The organism is Micromonospora sp. NPDC005163, assembly GCF_053599835.1.
The window spans coordinates 96679-121862 of record NZ_JBSFYP010000017.1; the positions used below are offsets into that span (position 1 = coordinate 96679).

The 25184-nt window shown below is 69.5% G+C and carries 15 protein-coding genes and 1 pseudogene; 9 read left to right on the forward strand and 7 right to left on the reverse strand.

What is annotated here, in order from left to right; genetic code table 11:
- Positions 1 to 55: 55 nt before the first annotated feature.
- The 4 genes from ACWD6N_RS14565 to ACWD6N_RS14580 form a co-directional block, all read right to left on the reverse strand.
- Positions 56 to 4969, reverse strand: a complete 4914-nt coding sequence (locus ACWD6N_RS14565) for a class I SAM-dependent DNA methyltransferase (RefSeq protein WP_450004895.1) — start codon at positions 4967 to 4969, stop codon at positions 56 to 58.
- Positions 4966 to 7767: a helicase-related protein gene (locus tag ACWD6N_RS14570; RefSeq protein WP_450004896.1), complete on the reverse strand. Its 2802-nt coding sequence runs from the start codon at positions 7765 to 7767 to the stop codon at positions 4966 to 4968. The genes ACWD6N_RS14565 and ACWD6N_RS14570 overlap by 4 nt, the downstream gene beginning before the upstream one ends.
- A gap of 13 nt (positions 7768 to 7780) precedes the next feature.
- Entirely contained in the window at positions 7781 to 8845 is a 1065-nt protein-coding gene (locus ACWD6N_RS14575; RefSeq protein WP_450004897.1) for a serine/threonine-protein kinase, read from the reverse strand.
- Positions 8846 to 9029: 184 nt separating this feature from the next.
- A complete protein-coding gene (locus ACWD6N_RS14580) occupies positions 9030 to 10952 on the reverse strand; it encodes an N-6 DNA methylase (RefSeq protein WP_450004898.1) in 1923 nt (640 codons plus the stop codon).
- A gap of 84 nt (positions 10953 to 11036) precedes the next feature.
- On the opposite strand from ACWD6N_RS14580, the gene ACWD6N_RS14585 reads away from it, so the two are divergent.
- The 7 genes from ACWD6N_RS14585 (at position 11037) to ACWD6N_RS14615 (ending at position 17160) form a co-directional block, all read left to right on the forward strand.
- On the forward strand, positions 11037 to 11561 hold the full coding sequence (locus ACWD6N_RS14585; RefSeq protein ID WP_450004899.1) for a DUF4352 domain-containing protein: 525 nt from the start codon (positions 11037 to 11039) through the stop codon (positions 11559 to 11561).
- Positions 11562 to 11644: 83 nt separating this feature from the next.
- A complete protein-coding gene (locus tag ACWD6N_RS14590) occupies positions 11645 to 12388 on the forward strand; it encodes a hypothetical protein (RefSeq protein ID WP_450004900.1) in 744 nt (247 codons plus the stop codon).
- Positions 12389 to 12415: 27 nt separating this feature from the next.
- Positions 12416 to 13234: an RNase H family protein gene (locus ACWD6N_RS14595; RefSeq protein WP_450004901.1), complete on the forward strand. Its 819-nt coding sequence runs from the start codon at positions 12416 to 12418 to the stop codon at positions 13232 to 13234.
- A gap of 94 nt (positions 13235 to 13328) precedes the next feature.
- Positions 13329 to 15782 (forward strand): AAA family ATPase, encoded by a 2454-nt coding sequence (locus ACWD6N_RS14600; protein ID WP_450004902.1) that lies wholly within the window; start codon positions 13329 to 13331, stop codon positions 15780 to 15782.
- On the forward strand, positions 15779 to 16168 hold the full coding sequence (locus ACWD6N_RS14605) for a hypothetical protein (protein ID WP_450004903.1): 390 nt from the start codon (positions 15779 to 15781) through the stop codon (positions 16166 to 16168). The genes ACWD6N_RS14600 and ACWD6N_RS14605 overlap by 4 nt, the downstream gene beginning before the upstream one ends.
- Before the next feature lie 31 nt (positions 16169 to 16199).
- Positions 16200 to 16598 (forward strand): DUF4190 domain-containing protein, encoded by a 399-nt coding sequence (locus tag ACWD6N_RS14610; protein ID WP_450004904.1) that lies wholly within the window; start codon positions 16200 to 16202, stop codon positions 16596 to 16598.
- Between the two features lie 142 nt (positions 16599 to 16740).
- Positions 16741 to 17160 (forward strand): PPOX class F420-dependent oxidoreductase, encoded by a 420-nt coding sequence (locus ACWD6N_RS14615; RefSeq protein ID WP_450004905.1) that lies wholly within the window; start codon positions 16741 to 16743, stop codon positions 17158 to 17160.
- A 50-nt stretch (positions 17161 to 17210) separates the two neighbouring features.
- Here the strand turns inward: ACWD6N_RS14615 and ACWD6N_RS14620 are convergent, their stop codons facing one another.
- On the reverse strand, positions 17211 to 18095 hold the full coding sequence (locus ACWD6N_RS14620; RefSeq protein ID WP_450004906.1) for a bile acid:sodium symporter family protein: 885 nt from the start codon (positions 18093 to 18095) through the stop codon (positions 17211 to 17213).
- A gap of 146 nt (positions 18096 to 18241) precedes the next feature.
- On the opposite strand from ACWD6N_RS14620, the gene ACWD6N_RS14625 reads away from it, so the two are divergent.
- Positions 18242 to 19585 carry a glycoside hydrolase family 18 protein gene (locus ACWD6N_RS14625; protein ID WP_450004907.1) on the forward strand — a complete coding sequence of 448 codons (1344 nt, stop codon included), beginning with the start codon at positions 18242 to 18244 and terminating at the stop codon, positions 19583 to 19585.
- A 100-nt stretch (positions 19586 to 19685) separates the two neighbouring features.
- Here the strand turns inward: ACWD6N_RS14625 and ACWD6N_RS14630 are convergent, their stop codons facing one another.
- Positions 19686 to 20081 carry an effector-associated constant component EACC1 gene (locus ACWD6N_RS14630; RefSeq protein WP_450004908.1) on the reverse strand — a complete coding sequence of 132 codons (396 nt, stop codon included), beginning with the start codon at positions 20079 to 20081 and terminating at the stop codon, positions 19686 to 19688.
- Between the two features lie 165 nt (positions 20082 to 20246).
- On the opposite strand from ACWD6N_RS14630, the gene ACWD6N_RS14635 reads away from it, so the two are divergent.
- Positions 20247 to 23057 carry a M14 family zinc carboxypeptidase gene (locus tag ACWD6N_RS14635; RefSeq protein WP_450004910.1) on the forward strand — a complete coding sequence of 937 codons (2811 nt, stop codon included), beginning with the start codon at positions 20247 to 20249 and terminating at the stop codon, positions 23055 to 23057.
- Positions 23058 to 23891: 834 nt separating this feature from the next.
- Here ACWD6N_RS14635 and ACWD6N_RS14640 read toward each other — a convergent pair.
- Positions 23892 to 24269, reverse strand: a pseudogene (locus tag ACWD6N_RS14640) (replication-relaxation family protein); the annotation flags it as partial.
- Positions 24270 to 25184: the final 915 nt, after the last annotated feature.

Consider the following 25184-nt stretch of genomic DNA (forward strand, 5'->3'; position numbering starts at 1 on the left):
TAGTGGTTACTCGGAGCCATCTGCTCTCCTTCGGGGGTGAAAGAGGGGTAACGGACTACGACGGCTGCCAGCCCGCGTCGATCGCATCCTGAAGCCGCTTGCTGAACACGGCATGCGCCTGCCGGTACTCATTCTCCCGATCCGCCTTATACAACGGCGCGGCATAGCCAACCGGCATTGGGTTCGTTTCCGGTTGCTCAAGGTGCTTGATGAGATCGAGATAGTCGGCTGCAGTTTGGCCGACCCCGAAAGCGTTGTGGTTTGCTGAGATCTTCCTGCCTCGAGCATCGAACCACATGCTGGATTCATAATCCGCCATAACAGGATAGCGGGACCGATATACTGATATCAGCTCGTCACACTTCAGCCCTAACCAGACTGCGACCAGGGAGTCAATTTCCACTAATGCGGCGCGACGTGAACGCTCGCTCCGCAAAGCGCTCTCCCACTCCCACTGCGACCGAACTCGCTCCAACGGGCCCAACCCCGGCCAAGACACGGCCCAACCCTCAGCAGACAACCGGAATTGCTCGCACACTTCTTGCCAAAGCCCTCCGTAGGCGTTAGTGATGCAGTTCAGCCGCAGGGTGCGCAAGGCCAACGCTGGCGCCAGCGGATGACTCGGATCTGGCGCCGGAAGATTCCGCGCCTCAGTCATACGAACGTCACTCTTGCCCCAGACCCTAAGAAGGTAATCGAGCGGTAGCGCAGCCCAGAATCCGGCAACGAGAACTGTCGCCAGAGCGCTCTCTAACCTCATGGTATTGACACCATCGACATGCGTGGGCCCCGGCGGAACGAGGGCGGCGTAAAAGCTACGCTCAGTGTCGAAGGGGATCATCTTTCGCCATGCAACGCGGTAAAACTCAGAGTATCTCTTACCAAACCACACGTCTTGCGCCGCCACGAATTTGTCGTCCGTTGCGAGTTGACGGTAATTAGCGGAAGGAACAGCATCGGGAGAGATCGTCGAATGTTCAGGTGTCCGCCAGTCTCGATTCGACCGGCAGGGCTCGAGTGGCTCCTTAGCCATCGGCGTTGCGATTCCGATATGAGGACCTTGAAGGACAACCTCAGACCAGGAGCGACGGCGGCCGGTGTCCCATACAATCAGTCCATCCTTTTTTGCCTTTCCTTCATCGAACCCGAGGCTAGTAACCGGATTCAAGTCGCGTAACCTGAACCGAGCGCGCGCAAGGGCATTCATCGCGCTTTCTTCGGTGGAGGTCACAGGAAAAAGCAGGCGAGTTTGCTCTAGAGGGCGGTCCTGTTCACCGACCAGACGCCGCCACTCAGCGAGCGTTTCCCGATCTACGTGGATCAGCCGACTGCGGTGCGGCCGCACGTCCCACTTTCCTAGATGTTTAATTCCCGGAACCTCCCCGCTTCCATCGTGGTCGAAAGAGGAAACGAGAGAGCCGGGTGAGAATAACCAGCTCACGTGGGTGAAGCGTACGGGTCGGACCGACCCATAGATGTGAATGCCGAACTGACGAGTTCCCTCTACCTCATCAAATAGTTGGAGACGATTCGAGAAGTGGGCATGAAACCTGAGACGGGTGTAGGCCGCAGTTCGGAGGGCCCCCTCCCGGGCACCGGCGAAGTGTGTGTCAGGATGTATTAGTCCAGCAAGGCCAGTACGACCCGAATTACCCCAAGTTCTACACATAAATGCGCGGTAGAGATCGGGACGGGTACCTGCAAGGTCCGGATAGATCGTTGCACTACCGAGCATCTGGACGACGCCCACGTTTGCGGCCAACTCGTTGAGATAGTCAAGCTTGCGCCTGGATGTGTCAAGGCTCGAATTCTTTTGCGACCGCCATCGATCGATGCTCGGCTTTTCCGCTAGCCGGAACCACGGGTCCAGCTCCGCCAGGACAATTTCTTCCAGCCAGTCCGGGCGGACCCACGGCGGGTTGCCGACTTGGAGGTCGAAGCCGCCCTTGGCGAAGGCTTGGGCAAAGGTCAGTTCCCAGTGGAAGAAGCCGTGCTGGTCGGCAATATGGTCGACAGCGAGCAGCCAGGGGAACCGGTCGGAGAGAGTCCAAGGCGAGTCCACGCCGATGACACCATCGAGCTTGCGCTCGAACTCACTCATCTCGCCCAGACTCGTTAGCGTCCGGCCGTAGAACCTCCCGGTGTTCTCGTCCACATCACTGCGGCCGATGAGCGCTTCGGCGAACGTCAACCAGTCATCCAGGTTGGACAGCGGCACCTGCCGGCGGAGCTGTTCGGCCACCGACATCCGTCGGGTGCCCGTCGACTTCGTCGGCAGCTTCATCTGCTGCGGCTGCACGCTCCCAAAGATGTCCGCGACCTCGTAGACCACCGGTTCCTCGTACGCCGGCTCGTCTTTGATGTGTGAGACCTGGACGGGCGCGGCCGGGTATACCGGGTCGGAACCGTCGAGCAGCCCAACCTTGTCCAGCGGCCAGAACCACAGCGCGCACCAGACGTCCATCAGCGTCTTGAGCCGCCAGTACGGTGTGCCCGGCGCGGTCAGGTCGGCGAGGATCTCTTCCCGGGGCACCGCCTCGGTGACCGCCGGCAGGTCGTCGGCACCCCAGACTGCGATGTCGCGGCGGATCTCCCGCTCGGAGATGTCGAGGCGCTGCTGCACCAGCCCCCACAGGAACTCGACCCGTCGGGCGAGGGCCTGCAAACGCTGGACCTGCGAGTTCTTGCCCTTGGCCGACGGCGTGCGCTTCATCGCCGTACGCCATGCTTTTAGTCGTGCGGTTTCGGCTGGCGCCAGCTCGCGGGCCTCCTTCTCGCCCGCGACCGCGCCCCAGCCGTCGGCCGGGAGCAGGAAGTGGTGGATGCTGCCCTCGTCGATCGGCCCGTCCCGGTACGGCTGCTCCTTGGGCGCGGTGGTGAGCCAAGACTTGTCGGCGAGCTGCTTCGGGGTGTAGGTCTTACGCCCGCCGCCGATGAGGGAGTTGCCGCGCTGGAGGTGCAGGCCGAACCAGGGCGCCTGGAGGCCGGCGTGCATGACGTTGAGCCAGAGCGACACCTCGGCCAACTCGACGGCGGTGCGGTTGAGGTCTACGCCGTAGCTGTTGTGCAGGGCGATGTACGCCTTCACCCGCTGGAGTTCGAGGTGGTAGTCCTCGGGATCGAGGGTGGTGTCGAGTTCCTTCTGGCGGCGGCGCAAGTATTCGGCGGCGACCTGGTTGATGGCCTCGTTGAGGAATGCGCCGGAGCCGAGCGCTGGTTCGCAGATCGTCCAGTCCAGCAGCTCGCGGGCCGGCGTGACCGTGTCGTCCTGGTCGAGCCGGTACTTGAGGGCGAGCTGGACGGTGACCTCGGTCAACGACTGCGGCGTGTAGTAGGAGGCGCTGGTCTGCCGGTCCCGGCCGGCGAGCCGGTAGACAAACTGGCCGGGCTGGTAGCTGACCCGGCTTCGGACACCGGTGTACGGGTCCTCCTTGTAGACGAAGACGCCGTCGTCGTACTCATCGACCTTGGAGGCGGGGATCATCCACGAGCCGTCCTTCGGGTCGCCGTTCTTGGCGACCTCGTAGAGCTGCTCGGTGGCGACGAAACCGGTGTACGACATCAGGCCCTCGTAGACGGCGCCGAGCTGGTTGATGCCGAGCTGCGCGTACGAGATGAAGCCGCCGCGGCGCTTCTTGCCGCCCTTGGTGAGCATCAGCCGGCGCAGCACCTCGTAGAGGACCTTGTTGCGCAGCCGAGTGTCGATCTTCGGAGCGTCCGGATCATCGGGGTCGCTGCCTGGTTCGGCGATCAGCCGTCCGATGAGCTTGGTCTTCTCCGGCAGGAACAGGTCGGAGCGCATCGGTTCGAAGCGCAGCCCCTCCCCCTCGCTGGCCTTGTCGTCGACCTCGGCGCCGCCGCGCGGCCGGTGCCCCTCGTTGACCATGCGGAAGAGCAGGTCGAGGGACTCGTACAGGTGATAGCGGCCCTCGGCGGACGGGGCCATCCGCCGCGAGACGAGGTCACCGAGGCGGGCGAGGCTGTAGCCCTCGACGTACTGGGGGTCGTTGACCGGCAGGACGCCGAGTTCGGGGCGGGCCTCGGCGTAGAGCAGGAACAGGATCCGGTACAGGTATCGCAGCGACTCCCGGCCGAGTTCCTTGGCCAGCTCGTCGAGGTCCATCACCTGCTGCGGGTGGTAGCCCGCCTGCCGGATCTGGTCGAGGACCTCGTTGGCGATGAGTTCGACGGAGACCTTCAGGCCTTCGCGGAGTTCGCTGGAGACGCCCACGGCGTGCTGGCGGGATCCGGCGACCAGGTCGGCGAGGGGTTCGGTGCCGCCCTCGGCGGGTGGGCGCAGCGAGTCGGCGCCGAAGAGGGCGGCGACGACGTCGAGTTCCTTGTCGTCGTTGCGGGCGTAGGCGGTGTCGAGACTGACGGCCAGGTAGCGGCCCTCACCCCAGACGGTGCGGTCGGCGAGGGTGATCACACCCCCGCTGAGGATCAGCACGTAGCGGGGTTTCGGACTGTCGGCGGCGAAGAGCAGGGAGGCGAGTTTGGCGCCTGTCTCGATGGTCTCGGTGCTCGACAGGGCGAGCGGGTCGAGCAGGCGGCCGGCGTCGTCCTGGTCCTGGGCTGCCTCGGTATCGACCGCCCAACCGCAGTCCAGCGCGATGATCCCGTGTACGGTGCCCAGCTCGGCGTGGGCGACGTGGACCTCGTGCTCCTGGCCGGTCCGCTCGACGGTGATGGTCTGCGGCTGCGGCTCGAAGCCGAGCGCCCGCAGCACGTCCTGGTGCTGCTTGCGCAACCGCTCAGGGTCGAAGAAGTCGGCGTCGGTCAGCTCGGTCTTGGCGTCGAAGTACGGCCGCCGCATGCCGCGCAGCCCGGCGCGTGGCGTGACCCGGTTGGCCTTCTCGTCCTCGGCCCACTGCTTGAGCAGACCGCCCTTGAGGGTGGTGGGCAGGATCTCGGCGAGGTAGTGCGCGGAGAGGTACTCGCCGCGGTTGGTCAGCGACTCGAAACTCATGCGGCACTCTCCGAGGACGGTACGAGGACGGCGAGCACCCGCAGTAGCGGGTCACCGGCGGTTTCCAAACGGTCGAGCAGGTCGTGCTGCTCCTGGACGGTGGCGTCGACGCGTTGGCGTCGCTTCTCCCGATGCGCGCCGGGCAGCTCATCGGTGAGGCTGGCCTGTTTGAAGGTCGTCAGCTGCTGGCGGTGCTTCTGCAACGGCTCGGCGTTGGCCTCGGCCCACTCGGCGCGCTTGCCCTCGAGATACTGGCGGGCAACCTCGACGGCCTCCGGCAACAACTCCTTCAGCGGGTCGATGGCGATGGCCTCGGCGCGGTTCACCATCGTGGGGCCGACGTTGGCCTCGCGCAGCACCTCGTCCATGGGCCGAATCGTCGGCGACACTGACAGGCCGGAGACGGCCATCCACTGGACAACCGTGGGTTGGCCGAGGCGGTTGGCGTAGACGCCCTGGATCAGGAACGTCGGCGCGGCCACATCGGCGGTGAGGACCGGCGCCTGCTGGCGGCCGAGCCGAATCAGGACCTTGTCGACCAGCCAGTCGACCATCGGGTGTACGTCGCTGAGGAAGGCGATGTCCGGCCACATGGGGGTTTTGCTCTGCCGGGCCTGGTCGAGCTTGCGCTGGGCGAGGGCGCGATCAAAGGTGACCTTGAGCCGCAGGTCCTCGCCCTCGCGGTGGGCGCGCAGGTAGGAGCGGGGCAGGTCGGTGAGCCGGTGCACCAGGTCGGCGGGGGCGAGGAAGGTCAGCAACTCGTCCTCGCGGCGCAGGTCGATGTGGTCCTCCGGCCGGTCCTCGTAGATCTCGTAGAGCGCGGCGTCGACGAAGTCCTGCGTGGAGTCGAAGAGCTTCGGCACCCGAGCCAGGGGCACGTCCGCCGCCACGGGCGCGGTGCCGACCTCCCCGAAGAGGTCGGCCATCACGTCAACCTCTTCGTGGGCGGCGTCGTAGGACTCGTCCACCGACTTGCCGGCGAGCAGGTCCCGGACCAGCCGGTCCTCCTCGGCCTTGGCGTCGTACTGGCCCGTCACCGCCTCCACGCTGCCGAGGCTGCGGTGGGCGGTCTCCTCCCGATTGAGCAGCTTCTCGGAGACCGTCCGGTCGTCCTTGGCGTCCTCGCGGTCGGAGGTGAGGATGAGCGCGCGGAACTGCGGCTGATGCTTCTGCCCGTACCGGTCGATGCGGCCGTTGCGCTGCTCGATCCGGATCAGGCTCCACGGGATGTCGTAGTGGATCAGGTGGTGGCACTGCTGGTGCAGGTTGACGCCTTCGGAGGCGACGTCGCCGGTGAAGAGCAACCGGACCTCGCTGCCGGCCAGCTCGAACTCCTGCAGGATCGTCTGCTCGTCCTTGTCGGCCACACCGCCGTGCAGCACCCGGATCGCGTTCGGCTTGAGACCGAGCAGCCCGGGGACTACCTCGGCGAGCCACTTGATGGTCGGCACCCGCTCGGAGAAGACCACCGCCCGGGTGTCGCTGTTCTTGCCGACACCAATCTTCTTCAGCTCGTCGACCAGCCCCTTGAGCTTGCTGGAGTCCTGCTCGGTCATCGCGGAGGTCAGCTCCGCGAGCCGGTCCAGGGCCACCCGCTCGGTGCCGGCAGCCTTCTTGCGCCGGTTGTTCACCGTCTCGTGCAGCGCGCGGTGGGAGGACAGGAAAGACTTCAACAAGGTGTACGGGAAGAGCCGGTGCTGCCCGGTGATCGCCTCGTCGGTCCACTTGCCGGCCAGCCACACATCGGTCAGCTCGTCGAAGATCTGCTCCTCGATCGGCGTCGCTGTGCAGTGCAAGGCCTGGGATGGGCCGCGGTCGGCCCACCGGTCGCCGATCTGGTCGCGTACCTCCGGGCTGATCTTCGTACGGCGCAGGTAGAGGTGGGCGATGTCGCTGGCCTGGTAGTCCTTCTCGTTGGCGATGGCCGCCGGGTCGAGCAGCGAGATCAGCTGCGCGAACGACTCCTTGTCACCGTTGTGCGGAGTAGCGCTGGCCAGCAGCAGCGCGTCGGTCTTCGCGGCCAGGCGGCGGGCCAGTTCGTTGCGCTTCGTGCCCTTGTTGATGAGGTTGTGCGACTCGTCGATGACGACGGCGTCCCAGGTCGTGGCGTCGAGGTGGTGGCCGAACTGGCCCGCGTCCTTGAGGGTGTCGACCGAGATGATGGCCCGTTTGAAGTAGGTGAACGGGTTCCGCCCAGCCGGGATCTCCTGCTGGATGCGTTGGATGCCGGTCGAGTCGAGCCGGACCAGGGGGATCGCGAACCGGGTCCACAGTTCGCGTTGAAACTGTTCGAGGACCTGCTGCGGCGAGACCACCAGGATGCGGTCACCTCGGCCCCGGCGGATCAGCTCGGCGAGGATCAGCCCGATCTCCAGGGTCTTGCCCAGGCCAACCACGTCGGCGAGCAGGATCCGCGGCCGCAGGCCGGACAGCGCCAGCTCGACGGGTCGCTGCTGGTAGGTCAGTGGGTCGAGCAGGAACCGGTCGGCGAGGGCCAACCCACGCTCGGTGCGGGGCAGCGGAGTACGCCGCAGCACCGCTTCCAGGAAAAGGCGGCTCTGCCGGAACCGCGACGACGTGTCCTGGACGAGCTCCGTCTCCTCGGGCACCAGCGGCGTGATGTCCTCAAGCGCGGTGAAGAAGGTGGCCTCGACGTCCTGCACGAACTCGGATACGCCGACCGCCTTCACCATCGTGCCGTCCGCGGTGCCGGTCTTGACGCTGCGGATCAGCCATTCCTCGTCGCGTACGACGATGCGGGAGCCCGGGGCGAAGGTCGCGGCCTGGGAGGTGGTCATCGGTGGTGCCTTCCTACAGGGTCGAGCGGCGGGCGTACTGGCGGCGCATCTTGTCGACCAGCCAGGTGACGTCAGCGCGGGGGTTGGCGGGCCGCTCGGGGTCGACCTTCGTGGGTGCCGGCTCCGGCACCGGGACGGTGTCCGCCTCGATGACCGGTGCGCCCTCCGGGTCCTGTCGCGGATCATCCAGGTCCGGCGGAACCAGCAGCTCGGTGTCCCCGTCGTAGGTGAGCGCCGCCACCTCCTGGCGCAGGGCGTGGACGCTCTTGCCGCTGGCGGCGGTGGCGACCGCGAGCAGCCGAGCGCGAACGTCGGTCAGGCCGGGTCGGGCGGTGGGGTCGAAGGCGAGCATCGTGCCGAGCAACTGCACCAGCTCGGCCGGCACCTCGGAGAGATCAGGAAGGTCGGCCGGCTCGCTGATGCGCAGCAGCAGGTTCCACGAGTTGGTCGGCGGGTAGAGCCCGTGGCCGGTGAGGGCGAAAACCAACGTCGCGGCGAGCGCATAGATGTCGACCGCCGGGGTGAGGTCCCGTTCACCCTTGACCTGCTCGGGTGACATGTACGCGGGAGTGCCCACCAGGGCACCCGGCTCGGTCAGGTAGTCATCTCGTTCGATCAGCACCGCCAAGCCGAAGTCGATCAGCTTGGGTCCGTCAGGGCCGAGGATGATGTTCTGCGGCTTGAGATCGCGGTGCAGCAGCTTGACCTGGTGCACCTTGGCGAGGCCTTCGGCGAGCATCGCGCCGGCCATCGCGGCCAACGGCAGCGGAAGCGGCCCTCGCGCGTCGACATGTTGGCGCAGCGTGGCCCCGGGGACGTACTCGACGGCGAGCCAGGCCGGGTTCGCGTAGGGGTCGGCACCCTCCAGGCGGGCAACCCGGGATCCGAAGACCAGCTTGAGGCTGTCGACCTCGGCGGCGAACCGCTCGCGCACCGTGGGCGCCTCGATGAGGTGCTGCTTGATCACCTTGACGGCGACCCGCTCGGCGGTCGGCGACACCGCGAAGAACACATCGCCCATACCACCTGAGCCCAGCGGCCGGACCAACTCGTAGCCGCCGATTCTGCCCAGCGTCATTCGTCCCCCTCACGATGACACCCACCCAAACTGCTCGTCTGCCTGTCGGCTCGACGCTGGTCGGACGCATGACCGTACAACGTTGAACTTTCAACGAGGAAGCGTCCGAATGGCGGTTAGCACTGGCCCGCCGTCTGATATCCGACGACACGCGGGCCGCTCGGCAGGCGACCGGGCACGGCGGTCATCGCGTCTCGTCCGGCCGGATCGTTCCCCGGGCCAGGCCGTCGGCAGTGAGTTGGGCCAGCTCCGCTCCCAGCGAGGCGGCCTGCCGGATCGCTGACTCGAAGGCGTCGAGGCGCCGGAACGCGTCCCCGTGCGCCCGCTGCTCGTCGAGCGACAGCCGCCGCACCTGCGCCCGTCGAATGTCGAACCGCATCGTTCCCGAGAGACTCGACGCCTGCTTCTCGTTCGCCGACGTGCGCAGCTGCCCGGCCAGGAACCACGGGTCCAGCGCCGCCGGATTGGGTCGCAGCAGGTAGAGGTTGCGCCCCAACAGCGCGCCGTCGGCGGTGACCACCCGCGGGATGAGCTGCCGCGCGATCATCGGCACCACCACATCCCCCACAGCGAGCAGGATCTCCTGCCCGAACCGGTCGTCGACCCGCCCGGACGCCTCCACCCCGGCGAGCACGTCCGGCACGGTGAGCACCGGCGGCCCATCGGGTGCGGGTGTGGACGTGCCAGCGCGGACCGGGCCGATCAGTTGGAGCGCCCCGGTCTTCGCCAACTCCCCCACAGTGAGGAAGAGACCGTCCGGCCCCTCAAGCGCAGGTGTGACCTGCGGCAGCAGCGCCGGCAGCTCGCCGACGATGGCGGCCAGCCGCTCTCTGGTGCGTACCAGATGCTCTCCCGAAGCCTCGCCCCCGACGGCCGGTTGCCGGCGCGCGGGGGTGAGGTCGACCTCCTCGTCGAGTAGCTCGATGACCGGGACCGGGCGGGCGAAGCCGGCTTCCTCGACGTCGGCGTCCGGGGCGGCGGCGAAGGCCCGCCACGCGGCCAGCACGCGCGGAGCGGTGTCGGCCAGGTCGCCTCCGGCGGCGTCGATCAGCAGCGCCCGCGCCGGTGGCGGTGCGTCGGCCGCGGCCCGCCGCAGCACCCACAGATGCAGCGGTACGCCGTGCGGCGCCGCCACCCCCGGCGGGAGCGCGATGACGGCGCGCAGGTGGCCTCGGCGCAGCAGCTCGCCGCGGATCCGTTTGCCGGCGCGCCGGCTGGCCACCGTGGGCGGCATCAGCAGTACGGCGTGCCCGCCGACCCGCAGGTGCGCCAGGGCGTGTTGCGCCCAGGCCAGCTCCGGTTCGGTGCGGGGTGTGGTGCCGACGATCCAGCGGGGATCGTGGCCGAGCTCCTCGTCGCCCCAGTTGGTGGCGCCGAACGGTGGGTGGCAGACGACGGCGTCGACGGTGCGGCCGGCGAAGGCGTCGGCGCGCAGGGAGTCACCGGGGCAGACCTCTCCGGGTACGTCGTGCAGGGCCAGCCACAGGCCGGCGAGCCGGGCCAGGTCCTCGTCGAGTTCCTGCCCGTAGACCGAGGTGCCGCCGGCGCGGACGGCGGCTCGCAGGATGGCGCCGGAGCCAGCGGCCGGGTCGAGCACTGAGCCGCCGCCGACGCTGGCGAGCCCGATCATCAGGTCGGCGAGGTCGTCGGGGGTGGCGAAGGGGCGGCCGGGCCCCGGTGCGGAGAACCGCTGCCACAGCTCGTCGAACGCACCCTGCGGGCTCAGCTCGTCGGCGAGGGCGTCGACGTCGGGCAGCAGTGGCGCGAGCTGTGCGTCGGGGTGGCCGCTTCTGGAACCGCGCTGACGGGCCAACAGCAGCGCGCCGACGGCCGCGAGCCCGGCGGCTGGGGAGTCGCTGGCCGCGGCGAGGTGTCGCCAGAGCCGGTCGGCGGTGGCGAGCTCGGGGAGCTTGCCCTGGGTGCGTAGCCACTGCTCGACCTGGATCAGGTCGAACTCGGGGCTCGCCGTCGTCCCGCCCACCGGGGCGGGGAAGTCGGCGTGCCTCTTGCGCCAGTTGCTGACCGCGGCGCGACCGACCCCGGCGAGCCGGGCGATCTCCGCTGCCGTGATGGTCGGGTTCTCCTGCACGCCGAAAGTCTCGCACATCTGTCAAGCACGAGATTGTCTGTTGACACCGTTGTCGGACGATGCTCTTATTGACGCCGCAACGTTCACATCAGGAGGACAACGATGCGCAAGACCACCACTCTCGCTCTGCTCGCCACCGGCCTCATCGCCCTGGGCTGCGGCTCCGGCGCCGCCGACACGTCCACGAGCTCCGGCGGCAGCGGCAAGGGCGAGGACGCCCCGGCGAAGACCGCCAAGGTGGGCGAGGCGGCCCGCGACGGCAAATTCGAGTTCACGGTGAAGTCCGCCAAGTGCGGCGTCACCAAGGTCGGCAGCGACCTGCTCGGCCAGAAGGCGCAGGGCCAGTTCTGCCTGGTCACCGTCAACGTGAAGAACATCGGCAAGGAAGCGCAGATGTTCGACGGCAGCAGCCAGAAGGCGTACGCGGCCGACGGCACCGAGTACTCCGCCGACACCGGCGCCGCGATCTACGCCAACAAGAACGCCGAGACGTTCCTCAACGACGTCAACCCCGGCAACCAGGTCAGCGGCGTCGTCGTCTTCGACATCCCGAAGAAGGTCAAGATCGCCAAGCTCGAGCTGCACGACTCGCCCTTCTCCGGCGGCGTCGACGTCTCCCTCGGCTGACCACTCCCCCGTAGCACCGGGGCGGATCTGAACGATCCGCCCCGGCTGTTCACAGCCCACCTGTTCACACGAGGAGCCCTGTCATGACTGACCCGACCACCCCGAAACCGCCCGACCAGCCGACCGAACTGCCACAGCCTTCGATGCCCCCCGTCGGCGCTCCGGCGTCCGCCGCGACTGCCGACGCCACGCTCGTCGGCGAGTTCGGCCCTGCCACCCACGAGAAGCGGTCCCACGTGCGGGCATGGGCTGTCGGTGGCATCGCCCTGGCCATCGCCCTCTGCTGCGGCGGCGCTGTCATCGGCACGGTCGCCGGCGACGAGCCGGAGGCGACCGCCGGTGCCAGCAGTTCGCCTGCGATCAGTCCCCCCAGCGCGTCGCCGACGACAGCGGCTCCCACCACTGCCGCCCCGACCAGCGCTGCCCCTACCAGCGCCATCCCCAGCCCGGCCAAGACGGCCCCGCCGCCCAAGCCGAAGCCGCCGTCGTACAAGACGCTCACTGAGCGGCAGTGGAAGCTGATCGCGAAGGACCCGGACAGCCACCTGGGAAAGACCTACGTCGTTTACGGGCGGGTCACCCAGTTCGACGCGGCCACTGGCGTCGACAGCTTCCGGGCGGACATCGCTCACCGCCGAATGGCCGACGACTACGACTACGAGACCAACACCATCCTCAACGGGTCCCAGTCGGACCTCGACAACCTCGTCGAGGACGACATCTTCCGCGCCAACGTCACGGTGCTCGGCTCCTACAGCTACGACACCCAGACCGGCGGCGAGACCACCGTTCCGCTGCTCCAGGTCGACTCCATCAAGGTCCTCTGAAACTCCCCTGAGACGTCAGGAGGCGTCGTGCGGCCCGATGAATTCCTCCGCGCCCTGGCCCAACTCCCCCCACCCCTGCACGGCCGGGCACTCACCCTCCGTCCCTACGCCCGCCCGACCCGCTGCGACGACTGCCAGCGGATCGGTGACGCCGTCCGCCTCGCCCTCACCGCCGCCCACTACGACGAGCTGACCTCCGCCAGCGAACTGCTCGACACCGCGGAGCGGCTCGCTGTCGAGCACACCGAGCACGTCCCGCCGCGCCTGAACCAGCAGCACGGGCGCGGCCGGGTGATCCGCTGGGCGGCGGCGTCCGCGCCGCTGGTGGCGGCGACCGACGCCAGCTGGAAGGGCCGCGCCGGTGGCATCGGGTACGTGGTCAGCGACGGCCGTTACGGCCTGCTCGGTAGGGGTACCGGCCGGCTCGATCCGACCGGCGCCTCCCGGGTGCTCGTCGACGAACTGCGCGCGGTCGACTACCTGCTGACCGGGTACGACGAGGTGCCGACCGGCATGACCGTGCTGCTGGACAGCCTGACGGCTCTGCGATACCTGCACCGCTGGCAGGCCGGCGATACCGATGCGATGCCCGCCGGCTACAGCCTGCGGGAGCGCCGCTGGTCCGACCAGCCGACCCTGGTCCGGCTCGCCGAGCAGGTGGCCCGCCGCCCCGGCCTGACCTTCGCGCACGTCAAGGGGCACAGCGGCCACGCCCTCAACGAGGCCGCCGACGGCCTGTGCCACATGGCCCGCCGCCGGCGAGAGGAGTCCTTCGACCTGCGCCCCCGGGCGTACGCCCTGGTTGACGCGTTCCTGCGCGACTGGCACGCGAACGCCACGGTCTGACCCGCGCGACCGTCACCACCCCCACTTCCACCGCTCACCCCGGGCGGGCCGACGAGTCGTCGGCCCGCGGACACCACACGCCTGGAGACGAACCATGACCCAGCCTCCCCAGCCGACCGCACCGCTGATCGAGCTGATCTTCGACCGACTCGCCGCCGCTGACGACGTACCGACCGAGACCGCCGAGCTGGTCCTCGCCGCGCTGACCAGCGAGGACGACCTGACCGCAGCGCTCGCCGGCACCCCCACCCGGCTCGACCCCCGCTCCCCCACCGGCGACGGACCGGCGGACCGGATCTGGCTGAAGTCGGTGACCGTCGCCGGTTTCCGCGGCGTCGGCCCGGAACGGACCCTTCAGATCGACCCCGGTCCGGGCCTCACCCTGGTCGTCGGCCGCAACGGCTCCGGCAAGTCCAGCTTCGCCGAGGCCGTCGAACTCGCCCTCACCGGCGACAGCGCCCGGTGGGCCGACAAGACGAGCGTCTGGCGTACGGGGTGGCGAAACCTGCACAACCCGGATCCGTGCTGGGTCGGCGTGGAGCTGCGGGTCGACGGGGTGGCGACGCCGACCCGGGTGCACCGCGCCTGGCCGGTCGGAGCCGAGCTGGCCGACGCCGAGGTGACCGTGACCAGCGCCCGGGGCCGCCACAACGGCCTCTCCGAGCTGGGTCTGGCCCGCCCGCTGGAGCTGTACCGGCCGTTCCTCACCGCCGCCGAGCTGGGCAAGCTCGCCGCCGGCACGCAGAGCCAGCTCTTCGACGCGCTGTTCGCGATCCTCGGTCTGGACGCGCTCACCGACGCCGACCAGCGTCTGCTGCGCGCCGCCCGGCCGCACGACACCACCATCAAGGAGGTACGCGCACAGCGGACCGCCCTTGCCGACACGCTCCTCGGGATCACCGACGACCGGGCCCGGCGGACCGTCGCGCTGCTACGTGGCCGGGGCGTGGTCGACCTGGCGGCGGTGACGGCGATCCTCGACGAGCCGGACGAGCCGACCACCGACGGAGTGGTGCTGCTCTGCCGGGAACTCGCCGCTCTCGCTCCGCCGCCGGTCGATGAGGTGACCCGGCTGGCTGGTCAGCTGCGGGAGGCGGCGGTCGAGGCCCTGCGGTACGACGGCGGCCGGTCCCGGGCCGCGCTGCGCAGCGCCGAGCTGCTCCGTCTCGCCCTCGAACATCACGAGGACGAGGGCGACGGATCGTGCCCGGTCTGCGCGACCGGCACCCTCGACGGTGGGTGGCGTACCGCCGCCGCGCAGTCGCTGACCGACCTGCGGCAGCGCAGTGTCGCCGCTCAGACGGCGGCGACCCGGCTCACGACTCTGCTGCGGCAGACGCATCACCTGATCGATGATCTCGCGGTGCCCGAGGGTCCCGGGTCGGAGCCGCCGGGCGGGGCGCTGCGCGATGCCGTGGCCGCGCTGCGGCGCGTACCCGGGCAGCCGGCCGACCTGGCCGACCACCTGGCCGCGCGGTACCCGGCGGTGGTGGCGGCGGCGGACGCGGCGCGTTCGTACGCGGAGGGGTTTCTGCGGCAGCGCGACACCGGCTGGCGGGCGGAGGCGGCCGAGGTGCGCGAGTGGGTGGCCGCGGCCGGCGGGTTGCCGGCGCGTGAGGCGACCCTGGCCCGGTTGAAGGCCGCGCGCGGCTGGCTGAAGGGCGCCGGTACGGAGATCCGCAACGAGCGGGTCGCGCCGTTCGCCGGGCACTCGCAGCGGATCTGGGCTCAGTTGCGGCAGGAGAGCAACGTCGAGTTGGGGGCGATGACGCTCGAAGGCGCGAACACCCGGCGGCGGGTGGTCTTCCCGGTGAGCGTCGACGGCGCCGACAACGGCACCGCGCTGGGGGTGATGAGTCAGGGTGAGATGCAGGCGCTCGGGCTGGCCACCTTCCTGCCGCGCAGTTGCGCGCCGGAGAGCCCGTTCCGGTTCATCGTGGTCGACGACCCGGTGCAGAGCATGGACCCGTCGAAGGTGGACGGTCTCGCGCGGGTGCTCGCCGAGCTGGCCGAGCAGCGGCAGGTGGTGGTCTTCACCCACGACACCCGGCTGCCCGAGGCGGTCACCCGGCTCGGCCTCGGTGACGCCCGCATCGTCGAGGTGCACCGGGCGGAGAAGTCGGTGGTGACGCTGCGGCCGGGCTCGGACCCGGTGACCCGGTATCTGGACGACGCTCACGCGCTGTCGCGCAACGAGGACATCCCCGCCGAGGTGCGCGGGCCGGTGGTGGCGGAGCTGTGCCGTTCGGCGGTGGAGGCGGCCTGCCACCGGGTGGTCTGGCGGGTACGGGTCGCCCGGGGTGTCCCGCACGACGACATCGAGGCGGCCATCGAGGCCGCGTCGCGTCGGCTGGCCACCATCGTCGCGTTGGCGCTGTTCGACGATGCCGATCGGGGCGGTGACGTGCGCAGCCAGCTGGGCCGTCGGCACGGCCGGAGGGCGGTGGACGCGTACGAGGCGTGCCGGGAGGGCGTGCACGGCGCGTACCTGGCGGACCTGCCGGGCCTGGTCGCGGACGCCCGCTTCCTGGCCGGGGCGCTGCGGTGACCGCGCCGACGCCGCAGCGCTGCCTGGCGGCGGCCGACCAGTTGCTACGCGGCTCCGGCCTGCTGGGGGCCGTCGCCGTTCCCGGCGGCTGGTGGCCCCGGGCCTGCGCCTGCCTGATCCGGCTCGCCCTGGAAGGCGGCATCGACGCCTACTGGCGGCGGGTCAAGCCGACCGTCGCGGCCTGCCGGCAGGGCCGAGCCAAGCAGCTGATGCTGCGCGGACGGCTCGGGCCGGGCACGGACGTGGCCCGGCGGGTGGCGTACGTGTGGGCCGCGCTCTCGACCGCCGCGCACCACCACTGCTACGAGCTGGCGCCGACGGCCGCGGAGCTGCGCCGGCTGCACACCGAGGTGAACGCGCTGCTCGTCCGACTCGACCAGCGATGACCGGTCCTACCCCACCCGTACAGGAGTGACCATGAGCTACCACCCCGGCTATGACCCCCACCGGCCCACGTTGCCGGCATCGGCCCCGCCGGCCAGCCCCGGCCCGTACCCGCCGATCGGGTATCCGCCGGCGCACATCGTCGTGCACGGCCCGCCCACCTCCAGCCTGGCCGTGACGTCGCTGGTGTTCGGAATTCTCGGCGTGCTCGGCGGGTGGTGCCTGTTCGGGGTGCCGTGCCTGCTCGCCGTCGTCCTCGGCCACGTCGGCCTGCACGACACTCGCAACAGCATGAAGTCCGGGCGCGGCATGGCGGTCGCCGGCCTGGTCCTCGGGTACGTCTTCGTCGCCCCCATGATCATGCTCACGATGATGGTCTTCTTCGGCGGACTGATCGGCGCAGCGACGCCCTCGACCACCCCCACGCCGTGAGGCGAGACGGCCCTACACCTGGCAGCCGCTGGTCCAGTGGGTTCGTCATCGACCGCTACCCCGCCGCAATCCTCATCCCCCGGCGACCGGGGCGGCACGTGCGTAACGTGCAGGGGTAACCCTGACGCGAAGAGGAGACTTCATGTCCAAGCCACCGCTTCCCGAGGCCGCGGTCGCCATGCTGCAGAAGCCGAACCCCGCCGTCATGACCACGCTCCGCAACGGTGGTCAGCCGGTGTCCGCCGCCACCTGGTACCTGTGGGAGGACGGCCGGATCCTGGTGAACATGGACGAGAGCCGCCGCCGGCTGGAGCACGTCCGGAACGACCCCCGGGTCTCCCTCACCGTGCTGGACGAAGCTGGCTGGTACACCCACGTCAGCATCATCGGGCACGTCGCCGAACTGCGGCCGGACGAGGGCCTCGCCGACATCGACCGGTTGTCCCAGCACTACACGGGAAATACGTACCCACGGCGGGAGCGCGCTCGGGTCAGCGCCCTGATCGAGATCGACCGCTGGCACGGCTGGGGTGCGCTCAAGGACAACAACCAGATCGGCTGACCAACGCGGCCCGGCCGGCGGCACCGGCGGCCGGGCCAGCGACACCACGGTCAGGGCTGCACGGTGGTGACGGCCGGCGCGCCGGCGCGGGTCACCAGGTAGCCGAAGGCCGCCGCGGTGAAGAACATGACGATGCCGTAGACCGCCCCGGGGATCGCCATCTGGGTGTTGTTGAGCAGCGCCGGGCTGAGCGCGATCGTGATGGCCAGGGTGCTGTTGTGGATGCCGATCTCGAACCCGGCCGCGGTGGCGGCGCTCCGGTCGACCCCGGCCATCCGGGGCACGCCGTACCCGATGGCGAGGCTCAGCAGGTTGAAGGCGAGCACGGCCAGGCCGACCGAGACGAAGTAGTCGGCGATGTTCTCCCGCTCGCCGAGCACGGCGCCGGCGATCACCGCGACGAGCACAACGACGGACAGGATCCGAACCGGGCGGTTCAGGCGGTCGGCGACCCGGGGTACCCGGGCCCGGATCAGCATCCCGATCGCGACCGGGACGAGCACGATGGCGAAGACCTGCAACACCTTGTCGAACTGCAGGCCGATGCTTTTCCCGTCGGGCAGGAAGTACGCCGCCGACAGGTTGACCAGGATCGGCAGGGTGAACACGGCGAGCACCGAGTTGATGGCGGTCAGGGTGATGTTCAAGGCCACGTGCCCGCCGAAGAGGTGGCTGTAGAGGTTGGCCGTGGTGCCGCCGGGGGAAGCGGCCAGCAGCATCATCCCGACGGCCAGCTCGGGCGCCAGGTCGAAGGCGAGGACCAGGGCGAAGCAGAGCGCCGGCAGCACCAGCACCTGACACACCAGCGCGATGACGGCGGCCTTCGGGTGCTGGGCGACCCGGCGGAAGTCCGCAATGGTCAGTCCGAGACCCAGGCCGAGCATGATGATGCCGAGGGCGATGGGCAGACCGATCAGAGTCAGGGCTGAGTCCATGACACAACATCGTTACCACCCGGTAACGGCTCCGCCATCCCCCATGTGGCCGGACGGCTCTTGACCGTCGACGGTGATCGGCTTAACTTCATCAATCAGGCAAGACTCTTTACTAATTCCGCTCCATTCCTCGTGGGAGTGTGCCGATGCGACCATTCCGCCACCGCCGCCTGACCGCCGTCGTCGCCCTTGCGGCCATGCTGATCACCGCCGCCCCGCCAACCGCCGCGAGCGCGGGTGACAAACCCGACCGCCGGGCCGGCTACCACCGGGTCGGCTACTTCACCCAGTGGGGCATCTACGGCCGGGCCTTCCCGGTCAAGAAGCTCGACACCTCCGGGGCCGCGAGTCGCCTCACCCACGTCAACTACGCCTTCGGCAACGTCAGCGAGGACGGACGCTGCTATGTCGACGGTGGGCCGGGCGAGGGTGACGCGTGGGCCGACTACCAGCGTCCGGTGCCGGCCGAGGAGAGCGTCGACGGTGTCGCCGACGCCCCGGGCCAGGCGCTCAACGGCAACTTCGGCCAGCTGGCCAAGCTCAAGGCCAAGCACCGCGATCTGAAGGTGCTGATTTCGCTGGGTGGCTGGAGCTGGTCGACGTACTTCTCGAACGCCGCCCTCACCGACGCCTCCCGCAAGGCGTTCGTCGCCTCCTGCATCGACCTCTACCTCAAGGGCAACCTGCCGGGCGGCGACGGCGCCGCGGGCGGGCCGGGTGCCGCCGCCGGCGTCTTCGACGGCATCGACCTCGACTGGGAGTGGCCGAACTGGGCCGGCGAGCCGGGCAACGTCATCCGCCCGGAGGACCGGGAGAACTTCACCAAGCTGCTCGCCGAATTCCGCCGGCAACTCGACGCGTACGGGCGCACGACCCGCGAGCACTACGCGCTGACCGCCTTCCTGCCGGCCAACCCCGCGACCATGGACGCCGGCTACGAAGGCCGCAAGATCTTCAAGTACCTGGACTTCGCCACCGTGCAGGGGTACGACTTCCACGGCGGCTGGGACGCGGTGACCAACCAGCAGTCCGCGCTACGCGTACCGGCGGGTGCTCCGGACAACCCGGACTTCTCCGCCGAGGTGGCCATCGACGGCTGGATCACCCGCGGCGCGCCGCGCGACAAACTGGTCCTCGGCATCCCGTACTACGGTCGCGGCTGGACCGGCGTCACCGGCGGCGGCAACGGCCTGTTCCAGCCGGCCACCGGGCCCGCGCCGGCCACCTTCGAGGCCGGGTACGAGGACTACAAGAAGCTCAAGACCCTGGCCGGCAACGGCTACACCGTGCACCGCGACCTGCGCTCCGGGCACGCCTGGCTATTCGACGGTACGACGTTCTGGACGTACGACGACCCGGCGGTCGTGCTGCAGAAGACGCTCTACATCCGGCGGGCCGGCCTGGCCGGCGCCATGATCTGGTCGCTGGACGGCGACGACGACAACGCCACGTTGACCAAGACGATCGGCCTCGGGCTGACGACCTGGTAGCCGTATCGCTTGCGGCAGTCCCCCGGCCCGTCGTCGACCGATTCATCGGTCGGCGGCGGGCCGGTGGTCCGTGCGCCAGACCGCGATCGATCAGCTCGGTCTACCCCTGCTCGGATGCCACCGCGCGTACCGCGGCCTCGATGAGCGCGGTCACCTCGTCCATGTCACGGGCCCGGGGCACGTCCAACTCCCCCGACCATCCGTCCGGACGGGTGAGCTTCACCGTCACGTCCTCGCGACGGTGGGTCAACCAGCCGGCGATCGCCTGGACCAGCACCATGACAGCCCCGCCGCTGTCGACCGCCACCAGCAGCACGTCCGTACCCTCCGCCGACGTGTCGCCGGACGACGTCGTCGAACCGGCGGCGGGCGCCGCCGTCACCTTTTCGCGAAGCCGGTCCTCGGACCGCAGCCAGGACGCCAGAGAACGCCGAGCGTCGGCAGATGGAAGATCGGGGAAGACCGACAGCGTGATCGTCTCCTGAGAGGCCAGCACCGTCTCCTCCTTCCAGGCGAGACATCCGCACACCGCCATCCTGCCAGCCAGCGCCGCCGCCGGCACCCCACGCAATCATCAAAGTCGATCAGACCTTGACCCGGGTATCCGCGATTCATAGGCTCCGGCCACTGCGAGGCTTTTCCCGAGAAGGGAAACAAAGACATGGCCCCATCGATGCGTCCGTCCTGGACGGTCCCCACGAGGCGGCTGGCGAGTGCCGCCGCGATCACACTCCTGCTCGGCACGATTCCCCTGCTCAGCGGCACATCCGCCGCGAGCGCGGCACAGTCCCCCCGATGCAGCACCGACCCGACGGCACGTCTGAGCACCGTGCCCGCCCCGGAGACCGTGCTCGGCTTCCCGCTCGGCGTGGGTCAGGAGCGGGTCGTCACCAACGACGAGGTCCGGACCTACCTGGGAGCGGTGGACGGCGCCTCCGACCGGGTCGCCACCGGGGTGATGGCGACCAGCGTGCTCGGTCAGCCGCTGCCGTACGCGGTGGTGTCCAACGAGCGCAACGTCCGGCCGTCCGCGCTGCGCAGGATCGCCGACGACGTGCGTGACCTACGGGATCCGCGCCGGACCAGCGCGAGGACGGCCGCCCGGACGGCGAAGGACAGCCCGGCCATCGTCTGGGTCACCGCGAACGTGCACGGCGGCGAGAAGAGCGGCACCGACGCCGCGCTCAAGACGCTGTACGAGCTGGCCGCCGGCCTGTCGTGCGCGGTCGTGAAGCGCAACGACAACCTGGTCACCGTCATCGTCCCGACGCAGAACCCGGACGGCCGCGACGCGACCAGGCGGCAGAACGAGTTCGGCTTCGACATGAACCGGGACTGGTTCGCCCGCACCCAGCAGGAGACCGACGGCAAGCTCGAACTCCTGCGCCGATACCCGCCGCAGGTCTTCATCGACGCCCACGAGATGGGTGGCCGCCAGTACTTCTTCCCGCCCAACGCGGACCCGATCCACCACGAGATCGCCGGCGAGGCGGTGGACTGGATCAACCGGATCGGCGAGGCCAACAAGGCCGGCTTCGGCTACAACGGCGCCTGCGTCGACGACGACAGCATCGAGTGCTACTTCAACTACGACACGTACGACATGTTCTTCATGGGCTACGGCGACACCGTGCCGACCACGGGCTTCGGCGCGGCCGGCATGACGTACGAGAAGGGCAGCGCGTCGGCGGTGGCCGACCGGGTCCAGCAGCAGTTCCACACCCAGTGGGCGACGCTCGGTTGGGCCGCGGCGAACAAGCACGAGGTGCTGACCGACTACTTCGACATCTGGACCGACGCGCTCGCCCAGGGCAGGGCGGGCACGCTGGAGCCCAACGAGGTGGTCCAGCCCACCAACGAGGTCCAGTTCCCGGTGCCCGACATCAAGATCCGCTCGTACTTCCTGCTGCCCGACCGGCAGCTCGCCGACGTCCGCCAGCTCGTCGAGCGGCTGCGCCGGATGGACGTCGAGGTGTACGAGGTGCAGAAGCCGACCCGGGTGCCGACCGCGCGGGTCTTCGGCGGCCGGACGGCCACCAACGTGACCGTGCCCAAGGGCGCGTACTGGATCCCGATGGACCAGCCGCAGAAACACTGGATCCAGGCGATCATGGGCGAGGACCCGTACGTTCCCTTCCCCTACTTCTACGACGTGTCCTCCTGGAGCAACCCGCTGCTGATGGGTGTCTCCACCATCTACACCGGCGACAACGTCCGGCCGAAGGCGCAGCTGGTCCGCACGATCTCCGGCGGTCGCAGCGGGCTGGCGCGGCCGTGGGGCTCGTACGCGTACCCGCTGGACTCGGCGGCGGCCGCGGAGTTCACGTTCGCCCTGCTCGGCCGTGGGGTGCCGCTCGTGCGCAACCTGGAGACCAGCGCGGTGGCCCTGCCGGCGAGCAGGCTGAGCCGTACGGTCGACGAGCTGGCCGACTCGTTCGGGGTGACCCTCACCCCGGGCGGGCGCGCCAGCGGGACCCCGCTCGACCTGCCGGACGTGGGGCTGTTCCAGGGCACCGGCATCTCCACCACGTCAGGCTCGCACGGTGAGGCCCGGTACGTGCTCGGCAAGCGGTGGGGGCTGGACCTCACGCCGGTCACCACGGCCGACATCAACGACAACACCGAGGCGTTCACCGGACGCACGGTCCTGCTGGTGCCGGACGGCAGCAGCCCGACCGGTGGCCTCACCGGCGCGGGGCAGGCCAACCTGCGCGACTGGGTCGCGCAAGGCCACACCTACATCGGGCTGCGCAACGAGGGCACCCGGGTGGCTCGGGCGGCCGGGCTCACCTCCACGACCGAGAAGCCAAAACCGGCCGGGTACCAGGTGATCGGCTCGCATCTGCGGGTCGACGTCGACCACGACAGCCCGGTCGCGTTGGGCCGCCCGGCGGAGGACTTCGAGTTCAACAACAGCGACCCGATCCTGAACCCGAGTACCACCGGGACCAACGTGCTCCGCTACCCGGCGGGCGACACCTTCTGGGCCAACGGCTACACCGTGGGCGGCGACGCGCTGAAGGGGACGGCGGCACTGGTCGACGAGCCGACCGGCGCCGGTCGGGCGGTGCTGTTCGCGTTCAACCCGCTCTTCCGGGCGTACAACGAGAATGGTCTGCACCTGGTGGCCAACGCGCTGCTCTACCCGGCGGGCGCGACTACCGCGCCGGACGCCCGGCGCACGCCGGGCATCGACCCGGCGCGCACCAGCGCTGCCGCCGCGCCGGTGGCGGCGGACCTGGGTGGCGGGTGGCGGCCGATCACCATTGAGGTGGCGGCGGGCGACCTCCCGCGCACCCGGGCCATCGTCGAACGCTTTACCACGGACGCCCTGGCGTCCGCGAAGGGCAGCTCGGCGTACGTGGTGATCCCGAACCCGCAGGGACTCCAGGTGGACGAACACCCGTTCGCGAGTGATCTGGTGCGCGCCCTGCGCGACGCCAGGGTGCCGCTGCGGTCGGTGGTGGGCTGACGAATCCTGCACAGCGAAGCGCCCGTCCCATCGACTGGGGGCGGGCGCTTCGGCGCGTTCTGGGGCCGGTTCCGGATGTGCCGGCGCTCGCCCTTTCTCCGGTCGATGGAGCTGACCTTCGGCAGTGACCCGCAGCCGAGGCCCGGCTGACGGCTACGGGTGTTGCCCTTGACGACCAGGCCGACCTGGGGTGCCGGCAGTGGAGTTCGGAGCCTGTGGAGCTGATGTCGCCAACGATTCAGGCGGGCAGGGCGATCGGGTGAATCGTTGGTGACATCAGCTCCATAGCGTCTCAACCAATGATGGCACCCTCCGTGGGGACGGCCAGGGAAGCCAAGCGTCTCCTGCGCCGGTACCGATCGTCCACGAGGGCACGGCCGCCGCGATCCAGCTCGCGGCCCGCGTCAAGCGACGCCGGGACGTGGGGGTGACCCGCATGCTGCTACCTGCATCAGCACCGGGGCATCGCCGGTGCAGAGGTAGCCACGACCGGGTGGGCCGGCGAGGTACTGGTCCGGTTCGAGGGGGATGTTGTGGGCCACGGCGGCCGACCGGTTGCTCGGGGCCGGCACGAGGCGTACCCCGGCCATCATGACGGCGTTGACCAGGCGGGTCAGCGGACCCCTTCTCCTGGGAACTGGCACCAGGGTTGATCAGCCGGGTTGTGCCGCTCGCTCAGACAGCGATGAACCGACGACAGGGGCGAGGGCTGCGGAGAGTACCTCCGGTGGCTGCGGAAGCGAACGGGGTCGCGACTCACGCGATCTGTCACGTCGCGTGGCTGGTGTGAGTGCGCGGTTGGATCGCTGGCCTGTCGCCGGAGCTCCGTGCTGACAGATGGGTGAGTACCGGCGTGGTCGCCGATATGTGACGCTGGCTGTGTGCTGCCCGCGCCCTTGTCTCGCCCGGGCGTGGTCGTCCGAGTCCGCGTTGGGCGTGGACGTGGTCGTAGCCGAGCTGGTCCAGGACGTAGTGGTAGGGGTAGGACCCGCCGTAGGCCCGGTTGGGTCGGAACCGGTCTGTCGCACGCAGGACGGTGAGGCGGCGTAGCCGGCGTTGGGCGAAGTCCAGGGACGGGAACAGTGCGGCGCCGATCTGATCGGTGGTGAGGACTCCATGGTCGTAGAGCCAGCCGAGGAGCCGGTCGTCGCGGGCGGTGATGCTGGCCTGTAGACGCAGCAGCGGGTCCGGAGCCGGTAGCGGTTTACGCATGGGCGTCCCCTGGGGGGACACCCCACACATGAGGGTGTGTCTGGAGCCGATCAGGAGCGATGAGAGTGGTGTTGACCTGGGCTGTGAGCGAGTACGGGGGGTCCGTTTGGGGGTCGGGATCAAGGCGGACGGTGAAACGGGGACCGACATCGACACCGTAACGGCGGGTCACACCGCGTCAGACGTAACGGTGCGCTGAAAGTCTGCGTGAGCCGGGTCGGTGACGGCGTTGGCGACGCAGGTGATGGTCGTTGTGCAGGGTCATGATGCGTGAAGCTCCTCGATCAGGAATGCGGATGGGCTTTCGATGCGCGCCCTCGCTGCTGCGCCCAGACAGCCGCGGCGGGCGACGTCGCGGTGACAGTTCTGTCAGGTTCTGCCAGGTTCTGTCAGGTCGCCGGCTTGCTGCCAGACGAAAGAACTGGTCTGACAGCGGCGACCCGGGCTGACAGAGGACCTCGTGGTTCGGTCACGCGCCTCCATTCGCGGCAGTTCCGGCGCGGTCGGTGCCGGTGGAGTGATCTCGACGCGCACGAGCGCCGATTCGGTGGCGTTTGACAGCTGATGCCCGTCCAGGCGCAGCTGTCCGGCGAGGGCCTTGCGGGATAGCGATGTCTTCTCGACAGTAAGGGCGCGGGCGGCGGTCCGGGCGGCCGGGACCAGCGCCGCCACCTGCGGGCCGCCGTCGCCGGTTGCCGCCTCGTGGTCCCGGCGGTCCGGGACCGTCCGGCCCCGGTCCGCAGCGGCGGGGACCGCGGCAATGGGGTCCCGGACCGTCTCGCTAGGGTCCGAGACGAACGTGTCAGCGACGAGCGCCGGTCGTGGCCCGGTCCGGCCGGGCCGAGCGGTCCGGTCGGGCCGAGCGGTCCGGTCGGGCCGAGCGGTCCGGTCGGGCCGAGCGGTCCGGTCGGGCCG

Excerpts from the sequence above, each read along its gene's own strand:
- ACWD6N_RS14565 (WP_450004895.1), bottom strand. The coding sequence starts at position 4,969 with ATGAGTTTCGAGTCGCTGACCAACCGCGGCGAGTACCTCTCCGCGCAC.
- ACWD6N_RS14570 (WP_450004896.1), bottom strand. The coding sequence starts at position 7,767 with ATGACCACCTCCCAGGCCGCGACCTTCGCCCCGGGCTCCCGCATCGTC.
- ACWD6N_RS14575 (WP_450004897.1), bottom strand. The coding sequence starts at position 8,845 with ATGACGCTGGGCAGAATCGGCGGCTACGAGTTGGTCCGGCCGCTGGGC.
- ACWD6N_RS14580 (WP_450004898.1), bottom strand. The coding sequence starts at position 10,952 with ATGTGCGAGACTTTCGGCGTGCAGGAGAACCCGACCATCACGGCAGCG.
- ACWD6N_RS14585 (WP_450004899.1), top strand. The coding sequence starts at position 11,037 with ATGCGCAAGACCACCACTCTCGCTCTGCTCGCCACCGGCCTCATCGCC.
- ACWD6N_RS14590 (WP_450004900.1), top strand. The coding sequence starts at position 11,645 with ATGACTGACCCGACCACCCCGAAACCGCCCGACCAGCCGACCGAACTG.
- ACWD6N_RS14600 (WP_450004902.1), top strand. The coding sequence starts at position 13,329 with ATGACCCAGCCTCCCCAGCCGACCGCACCGCTGATCGAGCTGATCTTC.
- ACWD6N_RS14610 (WP_450004904.1), top strand. The coding sequence starts at position 16,200 with ATGAGCTACCACCCCGGCTATGACCCCCACCGGCCCACGTTGCCGGCA.
- ACWD6N_RS14615 (WP_450004905.1), top strand. The coding sequence starts at position 16,741 with ATGTCCAAGCCACCGCTTCCCGAGGCCGCGGTCGCCATGCTGCAGAAG.
- ACWD6N_RS14620 (WP_450004906.1), bottom strand. The coding sequence starts at position 18,095 with ATGGACTCAGCCCTGACTCTGATCGGTCTGCCCATCGCCCTCGGCATC.
- ACWD6N_RS14625 (WP_450004907.1), top strand. The coding sequence starts at position 18,242 with ATGCGACCATTCCGCCACCGCCGCCTGACCGCCGTCGTCGCCCTTGCG.
- ACWD6N_RS14635 (WP_450004910.1), top strand. The coding sequence starts at position 20,247 with ATGGCCCCATCGATGCGTCCGTCCTGGACGGTCCCCACGAGGCGGCTG.